Annotated in this window: 13 protein-coding genes and 1 pseudogene; 6 read left to right on the top strand and 8 right to left on the bottom strand. The window is 46.3% G+C overall.

All coding sequences use genetic code 11. From position 1 onward, the window contains the following. Positions 1-190: pseudogene (locus FTV48_RS14840) on the top strand (hypothetical protein); the annotation flags it as partial. 13 nt (positions 191-203) lie between these two features. Here the strand turns inward: FTV48_RS14840 and FTV48_RS04795 are convergent. The 5 genes from FTV48_RS04795 to ubiG form a co-directional block, all read right to left on the bottom strand. Beyond that, positions 204-359 carry a hypothetical protein gene (locus tag FTV48_RS04795; protein WP_179999540.1) on the bottom strand — a complete coding sequence of 52 codons (156 nt, stop codon included), beginning with the start codon at positions 357-359 and terminating at the stop codon, positions 204-206. A 179-nt stretch (positions 360-538) separates the two neighbouring features. Then, positions 539-958, bottom strand: coding sequence for a hypothetical protein (locus FTV48_RS04790; RefSeq protein WP_100329550.1), 420 nt, complete (start codon positions 956-958; stop codon positions 539-541). A 156-nt stretch (positions 959-1,114) separates the two neighbouring features. Beyond that, entirely contained in the window at positions 1,115-1,861 is a 747-nt protein-coding gene (locus FTV48_RS04785; RefSeq protein WP_005173370.1) for a YciK family oxidoreductase, read from the bottom strand. 39 nt (positions 1,862-1,900) lie between these two features. Continuing rightward, entirely contained in the window at positions 1,901-2,590 is a 690-nt protein-coding gene (locus tag FTV48_RS04780; protein ID WP_005173369.1) for an HAD family hydrolase, read from the bottom strand. After that, positions 2,587-3,315: a bifunctional 2-polyprenyl-6-hydroxyphenol methylase/3-demethylubiquinol 3-O-methyltransferase UbiG gene (gene ubiG / locus FTV48_RS04775; RefSeq protein WP_005108199.1), complete on the bottom strand. Its 729-nt coding sequence runs from the start codon at positions 3,313-3,315 to the stop codon at positions 2,587-2,589. Before ubiG ends, FTV48_RS04780 begins: the two co-directional genes overlap by 4 nt. Positions 3,316-3,542: 227 nt before the next feature. Between ubiG and FTV48_RS04770 the strand changes: the two genes are divergently transcribed. Beyond that, complete coding sequence (locus FTV48_RS04770; RefSeq protein ID WP_005173368.1) at positions 3,543-4,157, top strand: thiol:disulfide interchange protein DsbA/DsbL; 615 nt, start codon at positions 3,543-3,545, stop codon at positions 4,155-4,157. A 53-nt stretch (positions 4,158-4,210) separates the two neighbouring features. Here FTV48_RS04770 and FTV48_RS04765 read toward each other — a convergent pair whose 3' ends face one another. Beyond that, complete coding sequence (locus FTV48_RS04765; protein WP_179999538.1) at positions 4,211-4,906, bottom strand: TetR family transcriptional regulator; 696 nt, start codon at positions 4,904-4,906, stop codon at positions 4,211-4,213. Between the two features lie 195 nt (positions 4,907-5,101). On the opposite strand from FTV48_RS04765, the gene rph reads away from it, so the two are divergent. Together rph and FTV48_RS04755 are read left to right on the top strand one after the other, a co-directional pair. Further along, positions 5,102-5,818 carry a ribonuclease PH gene (rph, locus tag FTV48_RS04760; protein WP_100534752.1) on the top strand — a complete coding sequence of 239 codons (717 nt, stop codon included), beginning with the start codon at positions 5,102-5,104 and terminating at the stop codon, positions 5,816-5,818. A gap of 179 nt (positions 5,819-5,997) precedes the next feature. Continuing rightward, a complete protein-coding gene (locus FTV48_RS04755; protein ID WP_100534556.1) occupies positions 5,998-6,192 on the top strand; it encodes a hypothetical protein in 195 nt (64 codons plus the stop codon). 92 nt (positions 6,193-6,284) lie between these two features. Here the strand turns inward: FTV48_RS04755 and nadC are convergent, their stop codons facing one another. Further along, the gene (gene nadC / locus FTV48_RS04750; RefSeq protein ID WP_179999536.1) at positions 6,285-7,136 is read right to left on the bottom strand and encodes a carboxylating nicotinate-nucleotide diphosphorylase; all 852 of its coding nucleotides are present in this window, start codon (positions 7,134-7,136) and stop codon (positions 6,285-6,287) included. Between the two features lie 180 nt (positions 7,137-7,316). Here nadC and ampD point away from each other — a divergent pair, with 180 nt between their 5' ends. Continuing rightward, positions 7,317-7,913, top strand: a complete 597-nt coding sequence (gene ampD / locus FTV48_RS04745) for a 1,6-anhydro-N-acetylmuramyl-L-alanine amidase AmpD (RefSeq protein ID WP_159516521.1) — start codon at positions 7,317-7,319, stop codon at positions 7,911-7,913. A 54-nt stretch (positions 7,914-7,967) separates the two neighbouring features. Continuing rightward, positions 7,968-9,518, top strand: coding sequence for a murein biosynthesis integral membrane protein MurJ (gene murJ / locus FTV48_RS04740; RefSeq protein WP_179999534.1), 1,551 nt, complete (start codon positions 7,968-7,970; stop codon positions 9,516-9,518). 125 nt (positions 9,519-9,643) lie between these two features. Here the strand turns inward: murJ and FTV48_RS04735 are convergent, their stop codons facing one another. Next, the gene (locus tag FTV48_RS04735) at positions 9,644-9,802 is read right to left on the bottom strand and encodes a DUF1328 domain-containing protein (RefSeq protein WP_004647174.1); all 159 of its coding nucleotides are present in this window, start codon (positions 9,800-9,802) and stop codon (positions 9,644-9,646) included. Positions 9,803-9,837: the final 35 nt, after the last annotated feature.

Below are 9,837 nucleotides of genomic sequence, written 5' to 3'. Positions count from 1 at the left end.
TGATTATGTCATGATTTTACATGACCTTAGACTATGCATGTACCTTATGGCCCGGCATGCCGAGCTTGGTTCTTATCTCATCAAAGTGAGGCTCAACATGCAAGCTAAAATCGATGATATCGCTCAAAAAAGCAGCATTGAGACCGCCAGCAAAATATGGATGCCCCGCTTAAAGCGTAGACCATGTTAAAGAGCTTTTAAGCTTAATTCCATTGTTCGGTCAAACCTTGCAAGGACTGGATTGCTGCCGCCACAGATTCGGCTTGAACTGCATCATCTAGCGCCACAATCAAGGCTTCGGACAATTGCAAATGCTCAATCCGGCGAATGGTGTCAATTTTACGTTTATGGTCAGCCATGCTGTGCTCCTGATCTTGGTGTATGGGAATCAGCACAGCATAGTGCAAAACAAGTTATTTAAAAAACCGAATAATTTTATAATTTTGATAAGTAAATCCGATTTGAGATTCTGTCAAGAGCACACGGCTCAAAAGGGCACCTGTTAACATGTGCCCTAAAGATCTCCATAGCCCGGCTATTAATAAGCGTAATTCAGATCGGTATAATCATTCAGGGCTTTCTGTACATGTGCCTGGATAAAGTTACGCACGTCTTCGGTAGTCATGGCTTTGCCCTGATTACTGATGATATGTTCGATTTCCGGTTGTCCTTCGATTTTAATGCGATAAACAAAATGCTTGGCCAGGCGGTAGCTATCGTCCAGTTTTTCAATGCCGGTCACATAATAATAGGCATGTTCAAAATTCAGATCCGTATGTGAAAAAACGAACTGCTCGAATAATTTGAGTTTATGACCATTTTCGAGTGCCTTGAGGTCTTCCACAATGCTGGCTTCAAACTTGGTACCGTATTTTTCTGAAATCGGCTGCTGATCGATCAGCAGTGACACCATGCCATCGTCTAAGTTGGTCACCGTAATATTGTTTAATTCAGTCATGATGCACTCGAGTGAAATTTGTTGGGGCTTAGTATGCGGTAATTTGGGTGAAATTCAATGTGATCTGGCCAGCATTACTCCAGATTGAGGCGCTGTTTAAGACGTACATGCATAGAAAAAGGGAGCTATCGCTCCCTTAGTTCAACCTGAATAAGCTTAATCCTGGGCATCGATACTCTGACCATTCATATGCAGGCTGTCATCGCCCATCAGATACAGATAGGCCGGCATAATCGAATCTGGTGTTGGCAGGGTCTTGGGATCTTCATTGGGATAGGCCCTGGCACGCATGGCAGTCCGTGTTGCCCCGGGATTGATGCAGTTATAGCGGATATTCGGATGTACCTGTTCCTTGGCAAATAACTGGTTTACGGCTTCAATCGCGATTTTAGATACCGAATATGCACCCCAGCGTTCCCGGGCTTCGCGGCCTACACCCGAGCTGGCAAATACCACCGAAGCATGTTCAGATTTGGATAAGAGCGGTAATAGCGCCTGGGTCATGACAAAAGGCGCCCGCAGATTGACTGCCATGACATCATCCCAGACCTCAGGCGAATAATGCGCCAGTTCTGTACGCTCACCAAGGATGCCGGCATTGTGCAAGATCCCATCCAGACGGCCAAACTGACGGTCCAGGGTGTCGAGCAGAAGCTCATAATCCTGTTCCGAAGCACTGGAGAGCTGTAGCGGCAAGATGGCAGGTTGCGGTGCACCTAAACTTTCAATTTCATCATAGATGACTTCCAGTTTATTCAGGGTACGTCCATGCAGCACCACGGTTGCACCATGCAAGGCATAACTGATTGCTGCCGCACGTCCAATGCCATCGCCCGCACCTGTGATCAGGATAATACGATCCTTGAGCAGATCGGGGCGAGGTTGATATGCTGAATATTTCATTATCTACCTCCTCATTTCTTATTATTTAGTGTTAAGCATTCAAGATACAGCAGTATGCTGCTTTAGTACCAGTGTCTGAATCAATTGATGTAATTCTGGCACAGTATGCACGATATGGTCGGCCTGCCAGGCGTTTAAATCGTCTTTGTATTGCAACGGCAAATAACCGTAAGCAGCCAGAATGGTCGGCATCTGGGCATGACGGCCAGCATCAATATCTCGTGGATGATCTCCGACATAGATACAGTCTTCTGCGGCAAGATTCAGTTGCTTGGCTGCCAGATACATCGGTTCAGGATCGGGTTTAGTGCGTGTCACATCTTCCGGACATACCAGCACCGCACAGCGTTCACTCAGATTCAGTGCTTGCAGTAAAGCCTCACTGAGCCAGCGCGGTTTATTGGTCACAATCCCCCAAGGAATGTCATTTTCCTCTAGCTTTTCAAGTAATGGATACATGCCATCAAACAGATCGGTATCGACCGCAATATCTGCGCCGTACATGTCTAGAAAGCGCTGACGGTGTTGCAGAAAGACCGGATCTTCCAGTTGAAGTTCCGGATAGACCAGTTTCACCATGGCACGAGCGCCTTCGGAGACCTGGGTGCGAATCAGTTCGGGTTCAATCAGTGCGCGACCTTCTTCACGGCACATCTGCTGGATAATCCGGATAAAATCGGCAGCGGTATCAATCAGGGTTCCATCGAGGTCAAATAAAACGGCTTTCATGCTGTGGTCTCTGCTGCGCTGTCTTTCACGGTATACACCATATAGTTCACATCAACATTCGGTGCCAGCCAATAACGCTTGGTCAGCGGATTATAGTGCAGACCGGTCATGTCTTTGAGTTTTAAACCGGCATTACGAATGTCATGTGCCAGCTCGGATGGCTTGATAAATTTGCTGTAATCATGGGTGCCTTTGGCCAGCATGCGCAAGACATATTCTGCCCCGATAATGGCGAATAAATAGGACTTCGGATTGCGGTTAATGGTCGAGAAGAACACATGGCCACCTGGCTTGACCAGCTTGTGACAGGCCTGAATAATCGATGCCGGATCTGGCACATGCTCTAGCATTTCCATGCAGGTCACGATGTCATATTGGCCAGCCTGTTCCTCTGCCAGTTGCTCGACTGGCACCTGACGATATTCAATATTGCTCACACCTTCCTGTTCGGCATGGATGCGTGCCACATTGAGCGGGGCTGCACCCATATCAATCCCGAGCACATCGGCACCGCGACGCGCCATGCTTTCGGCCAGAATACCGCCGCCACAGCCGACATCCAGCACTTTTTTGCCGCTCAGGCCACCGGCGTGTTCATCAATCCAATTTAAACGTAGTGGATTAATCATGTGCAAGGGGCGGAACTCAGAATGCTGATCCCACCATATAGCTGCAAATGCTTCAAACTTGGCAATTTCTTGTGGATCAACATTCAATTGCGACATCGGTGTCACCTCAATCAGTCATGATTAGCTAAAAATATATACGTGCCGAATGGCCAGAGAAACTGATTTAAAACCTTGAAAATCAGTCCGATGGTTTAGTGTAGCGATTCTGGCAGAAAAAGCGATAAAAGCAGCAAAAAAGTTCACAGAATGAAAACGAAACCGGCATAATTGATTTATAGTGAACACATAAACTAAGCATAATGATTTAGAGGACGATAATCCCAATGAAAAAATTCCTTTTAGGCGCTGTTGCCGCATCTGTTTTGGCCTTTTCCGGCAGTGCTATGGCCAATTTTGTGGCAGGTCAGGACTATCAGGTGGTCGCACAACCAGTCAAAGTCGAAAAACCGGGCAAAATTGAAGTACGTGAATTCTTCTGGTATGGCTGTGGTCACTGTTTCATGCTGGAACCACATATGCAGGGCTGGTTGAAAAAATTACCTAAAGATGTTCGTTTTGTACGTACACCTGCTGCGATGAATCCACTCTGGGAACAGGCGGCACGTGCTTATTATGTGTCTGAAGCTTTGGGTGTGCGCCAAAAAGCCCATTTGCAGTTATTCCATGATATTCATGACAAGCAGCGTCCAATTTTAGAACAGGCACAACTGGCCAAGTTCTATACCCGTTATGGTATTTCTGAAGCAAAATTTAACACGACTTATAAATCATTCCCGATTTCGTCAAAAATTGCGCAGGCCAAAAATCTGGCTGCTCAATATCAGTTAAGCGGCGTACCGGCGGTGACTGTCAATGGTAAATATATTGTGCAGGGCAATGATGCCAAAGTAATTCAGGTGGTGAATTACCTGATTGAAAAAGAGCGTAAAGCCAAATAAGAAATAACCGAGTATCCGTAAAAAACCTGTATCAATAATGCAGGTTTTTTTATTCAGATGGGGGGAGTACTTGTTTCTGTATTGATTGACGGATCTGCTGTTTTTGTCGGAAGTCGATGCCAGTGCAAAATCCCTCGCAATAAAAGCTGCATCTGTAGCACGCTTTGGGTTTTAAAGACATTGGATTGGGTGCGGCGTAGCTCTGGATCAGCCTGATGTTGCAGATGAATCCAGCCCATGGCCCAGTTCAGCGACAGATCAATCAGCATCTGTGCCAGTGCCTGCAAATCTTGCGAAGACTGGATATGTTGGGCGGCTTGCATTTTTTCCAGTTCATGCATGACATCTTCAGTCAAAAAACGAATTTCCCGTTCTATTCCTGCACGTAACATTGCCGAGCCCCCCCAGCGTTCTGCAACAAAAAAAATCCAGGGTTCAGGGTGATATTCGACTGCCTGAAAAAATAGCTCAATTCCGGTTTTAGTCCGGGTGTTGGGCTGATACAGATAGGCCTGTCCCAGTTGATTCAGCACTCCCTTGAGATGAATCGCGACCTGATCCAGCAGCTCCAGTCCCAACTGCTCCATATCCTGAAAATGCCGATAAAATGCCGTGGGCACCAATCCAACGGCATGCGCGACTTCACGCAGACTGATGGTGCTAAAAGCGCGACCCTGACTGCTCAAGGCCAGTGTGGCATCCAGTAGCGCCTGATGGCTTTGTTGCTTGCGATCTTCACGTAAGGACATAAACGGGTTTCCTCAAGGGGAGATTTAGTCTAGCAAAAATTAAGGCAAATCGTAGCGCCACAGGTCGGCAGAATTTCGACATTTAACCGCACTCTGATGCATCGATTTTGTAAATCAATCATCCGGCTGACCAATCTTGGCAAAGGCTTCTGTTATACTGAGCCGCAATTATTTTTAGCCTATACAGGACTTATCATGCGTATCGACCAACGAGCATTAGATCAATTACGTGAAGTGAAAATTACCCGTAACTATACACGTTATGCGGAAGGCTCGGTATTGGTTGAGTTTGGTCATACCAAAGTACTGTGCACTGCCAGTGTAGAGAGTTCTGTTCCACGTTTCCTGAAAGGTCAGGGCCAGGGCTGGGTGACGGCTGAATATGGCATGTTGCCACGCTCAACCCATACCCGTAGCGACCGTGAAGCGGCACGTGGCAAACAGAGTGGCCGTACCCAGGAAATCCAGCGTCTGATCGGTCGTAGCTTGCGCTCAATGGTTGACCTGAAAAAGCTGGGTGAAAATACCATTACCATTGACTGTGATGTGATTCAGGCTGATGGCGGTACCCGTACTGCAGCGATTACCGGTGCTGCGGTGGCGCTGGTCGATGCCATGAATGTTTTGCTGGAAAGAAAGAAAATCAAACATGATCCATTAAAAGGTCTGGTGGCTGCGGTTTCTGTTGGTATTTTCAAAGATGAAGTATTACTGGATCTTTGCTATGAAGAAGATTCGAACTGTCAAACCGATTTGAACGTGGTGATGACACAGGCCGGTGAATTTATTGAAATTCAGGGCACTGCGGAAGACAAGCCATTTACCCGTACCCAATCGGATGCCATGCTGGAAATGGCGGAGAAAGGCATTCAGGAACTGGTGAAAAAGCAGCAACAAGCTTTGGGCTGGTAATTCATTCCTGCCAAATATAAAACGCATCTCAGGATGCGTTTTTTTATGCCGGAAATTTCAGAATACAGCTCCATTGAAAATGCAGCACAAAACATCCTGACAAAATTCCGACATGAATCGGCTAGATCCAGAGCTATTTTGCCCCGATATTCAAACGATATCACAATGAGGAATGCAAGATGAAACAGTGGATTTGTGCAATGTCTTTGCTGGGCGTGCTTGGATTAAGCGCCTGTGACTGGGGCAATAATCGTGAAGATGACGAGCGTTCAGTGTTAAATCAGGATCGTGATGAGGATAACGGAAGATATAACGACCGTGATGGTGACGATGATGACCGCGATCGCCGAGGTGACCGCGATGATGATGATTAAGACTTAAAATAGAGAATTGAACAAAATATATGCAAAAAAAATCCAAAAATAAAAAAAGGGTGCTTCGCACCCTCAATGGTCATCTATCGAATTTAGGCTTCAGCATTAAATCGCATCGATAAATCCACAGCTTTGACATCTTTGGTCAAGACACCCATCGAAATATAATCGACACCGCTACTGGCAACTTCACGTAAATTATCAATCGTGATATTGCCAGATGCTTCCAGTTTGCAACGTCCGGCCACATGCTGTACTGCCTCAATCATTTGCTGCTGGCTGAAATTATCCAGCATCACGATATCCGCATTGGCCTCTAAGGCCTGATTCAGTTCATCCCAGGTTTCCACTTCCACTTCGACCGGTTTGCCCGGCGCAATCTGGTGTGCCTTGGCAATCGCCTGAACAATTCCGCCAGCGGCCATAATATGATTTTCTTTAATCAAAAAGGCATCGAATAAACCCAGACGATGATTCTGCCCACCACCAATGGCAACGGCATATTTTTGTGCAATACGCAGGCCAGGAAGGGTTTTACGGGTATCCAGCAGCTTGGTATTTAAGCCATCCAATTGTTTGACATAATGCGCTGTTTTCGTCGCAACGGCAGACAGTGTCTGGACAAAATTCAGCGCAGGACGTTCCACAGTCAATAAACTGCGTGCAGAACCGGCCAGTTTCAGGAAAGTTTCATTGGCTTGAACCTGATCACCCTCATTTTTTAGCCAGATCACTTCAACACTTGGATCATAGGCCTGAATCAAGGCATTCACCCAAGGTTGCCCGGCCAGTATCATATCTTCACGGCTGATGATCGTGGCAGTGGCCTGTTCATCTTCAGGGGTCAGCAGGGCAGTAATATCACCGTCACCAATATCTTCTGAAAGTGCCTGTTGGATATTGATCTGAATCGACTGGTCTAGCAACGCTTGAGATATGCGCATGAGTATTTCCGTATCTTTTAAGCCGTGAAAATTGCGCATTATCTTAGCACTGTTACATAAAAAATGAGCGATTTTTCCTACAGTCTGCCGGGATGAATTGAGATTTGTGCCTGAAAGTTTTAGCATGAAGCCGGCTGCAACCCTGATCGTGCAGATTTTATTTTTGGAGAGAATGGTTTTATGCAACAGGCAGCCGAGTTTCAGGTTAAGAATGGACAACTGATGGGCGCACGTCACATTCCCTCTCCCAATTTTAACCAGCGTCCGGACAATACCGAGATTCAGCTCATTGTGGTGCATAACATCAGTCTGCCACCCTCACAGTTTGGCGGCGGTTATATTGAACAGTTTTTTCAAAATCAACTGGATTGGTCAGTCCATCCCTATTTTCAAAGCATTGAAGGGATGCAGGTTTCGACCCATCTGCTGATTTTGCGTTCTGGTGAGGTACTGCAATTCGTCAATTTTAATGACCGTGCCTGGCATGCCGGACGTTCGACCTATTTGGGTAAAAAAGAATGTAATGATTATTCGATTGGCATCGAGCTGGAAGGCAGTGACGACTTGCCTTTTGAACCGGTACAGTATGCCGCCTTGATCAAAGTCACTGCCTGTTTGCAAGATTATTATCCTAAAATTCAGCAGCATATTGCCGGACATTCGGATATTGCCCCAGGCCGTAAGACCGATCCGGGACCGTATTTTAACTGGGCTGATTTTCGTCGCCAGTTACAGCATTATAAAAATACCTCAACCTCGCTTGAGGGATGCAATTAAGCAATGAACTTCTGACAGAGGTTTCATTACAATAGCCACAAATTTATACATTAGGTGAATAAGATGGCGCTTTGGCGTTCGACCGTCATTGTCAGTGCGATGACCATGTTGTCACGTGTACTGGGATTGGTTCGAGATATTGTTTTACTGAATGTCTTTGGTGCGGGTAAGGACTTCGATACCTTCGTGGTCGCATTTCGTATTCCAAACTTTTTCAGGCGCTTATTTGCCGAAGGGGCATTTTCACAGGCCTTTATTCCGGTTTTGACCGAATACAAAACCAGTCGTACCCATGCCGAAGTGCAGATTCTGATTAGCCGGGTATTTGGCTGTCTGGCAACGGTAATGAGTCTGCTGACCATGTTTGCAGTGATTGCTGCACCGTTGATCATGTATATCTATGCGCCCGGTTTCCATAGCGATCCTGAAAAATTCGCCTTGGCGACTGACATGTTCCGCCTGACCATTCCTTATTTACTGTTCATGTCACTGACGGCTTTTGCCAGCAGTATTCTGAACAGTTATGGTTCTTTTAGTACACCGGCCTTTGCACCGGTCTTGCTCAATGTCGCCATGATTGCTGGCGCGCTCTGGCTGACTCCGCATATGGCAGAGCCGATTATGGCACTGGGCTGGGCAGTGATCATTGCCGGTATTTTACAGCTGGCGATTCAGATTCCTGAACTGTGGCGTAAAAACCTGCTGATCCCACCTAAAATTGACTTCAAGCATGAAGGCGTGGATCGCATCATGAAATTGATGCTGCCGGCTTTATTTGGTGTATCCGTCACGCAAATTAACCTGCTGCTGAATACCATCTGGGCATCTTTCATGCAGGATGGTTCGGTGTCCTGGCTGTATAGTGCCGAGCGTATGACCGAGTTGCCGCTTGGCCTGATTGGTGTAGCAATTGGTACTGTCATTTTGCCATCTTTATCGGCACGACATACCGAGCAGAATCCGGAAAAATTCCGCGGCATGATGGACTGGGCCGCTAAAGTGATTGTAATGGCAGGTTTACCGGCCAGTATTGCCTTGTTTATGCTGTCGACCCCGATCATTCAGGCCCTGTTTGAACGTGGTCAGTTCAGCTTTGAAGATACTCAAATGACGGCTCTGGCGTTGCAATGTATGAGCGGTGGTGTGATTGCCTTTATGTTGATTAAAGTCTTTGCCCCGGGTTTCTATGCACAGCAGGATACCAAAACACCGGTGCGTGTCGGTCTGATGGCTGTGGCTGCCAATGCAATCCTGAACGTGATTTTTATCGGTATTTTCAAGCTGATTGACTGGGAAGCAGAACATATGGCACTGGCACTGGCATCGACCGGTTCAGCCATGGTGAATGCCGGCCTGCTTTATTACTATCTGCATAAGCGTCATATTTTCCGTTTTGGGGCGCACTGGAAAAAAATCTTCCTGCAATTCATGTTTGCCAATGTGGTGATGATTGCAGCTCTGGCCTATGCCCTGAGTTGGTATAACGCAGATGTATCACAATGGATGCGTGTGGTAGAAGTATTGATCTTATGTGTTGTCGGTGTGGTAGCGTATGTTGCAGCCTTGCTGGTGGCAGGTTTTAGACCACGTCATTTAAAGCCCTAAGTTCATCTTAAAAGAAGTATTTTTGATCAAAACAGATCATTAAAATACCCATAAAAAAACAAGAGCCAGAAGGCTCTTGTTTTTTTCGAAGGATCATACTTGCTTCGACTCAATCTAAACTGAATCTAGACCTTACCGCGGGAAAGAAATCCAACGATCGCAAGAATCACCGCAATTACTAACAAGATAATTGCAAAATCCTTAGATAAGCCTGCTACTCCACCGAAACCAAGTAGACTCGCAATTAATGCAATAACAGCAAAAATAATAGCCCAGCGAAACATATATATTCTCCATGTGTTTTTATTTTCAAATTTAG

It is taken from the genome of Acinetobacter sp. YH18001, from assembly GCF_013416975.1.
Lineage (GTDB): Bacteria > Pseudomonadota > Gammaproteobacteria > Pseudomonadales > Moraxellaceae > Acinetobacter > Acinetobacter pseudolwoffii.
This window is presented reverse-complemented; position numbering and strand designations above follow the sequence as displayed.

What these genes read in the sequence shown, in the direction of transcription:
- FTV48_RS04790 (WP_100329550.1), bottom strand. Translation starts at nt 958, where the DNA reads ATGACTGAATTAAACAATATTACGGTGACCAACTTAGACGATGGCATG.
- FTV48_RS04755 (WP_100534556.1), top strand. Translation starts at nt 5,998, where the DNA reads ATGAAACAGTGGATTTGTGCAATGTCTTTGCTGGGCGTGCTTGGATTA.
- rph (WP_100534752.1), top strand. Translation starts at nt 5,102, where the DNA reads ATGCGTATCGACCAACGAGCATTAGATCAATTACGTGAAGTGAAAATT.
- nadC (WP_179999536.1), bottom strand. Translation starts at nt 7,136, where the DNA reads ATGCGCATATCTCAAGCGTTGCTAGACCAGTCGATTCAGATCAATATC.
- FTV48_RS04770 (WP_005173368.1), top strand. Translation starts at nt 3,543, where the DNA reads ATGAAAAAATTCCTTTTAGGCGCTGTTGCCGCATCTGTTTTGGCCTTT.
- FTV48_RS04785 (WP_005173370.1), bottom strand. Translation starts at nt 1,861, where the DNA reads ATGAAATATTCAGCATATCAACCTCGCCCCGATCTGCTCAAGGATCGT.
- FTV48_RS04795 (WP_179999540.1), bottom strand. Translation starts at nt 359, where the DNA reads ATGGCTGACCATAAACGTAAAATTGACACCATTCGCCGGATTGAGCAT.
- FTV48_RS04735 (WP_004647174.1), bottom strand. Translation starts at nt 9,802, where the DNA reads ATGTTTCGCTGGGCTATTATTTTTGCTGTTATTGCATTAATTGCGAGT.
- ubiG (WP_005108199.1), bottom strand. Translation starts at nt 3,315, where the DNA reads ATGTCGCAATTGAATGTTGATCCACAAGAAATTGCCAAGTTTGAAGCA.
- FTV48_RS04765 (WP_179999538.1), bottom strand. Translation starts at nt 4,906, where the DNA reads ATGTCCTTACGTGAAGATCGCAAGCAACAAAGCCATCAGGCGCTACTG.
- FTV48_RS04780 (WP_005173369.1), bottom strand. Translation starts at nt 2,590, where the DNA reads ATGAAAGCCGTTTTATTTGACCTCGATGGAACCCTGATTGATACCGCT.
- ampD (WP_159516521.1), top strand. Translation starts at nt 7,317, where the DNA reads ATGCAACAGGCAGCCGAGTTTCAGGTTAAGAATGGACAACTGATGGGC.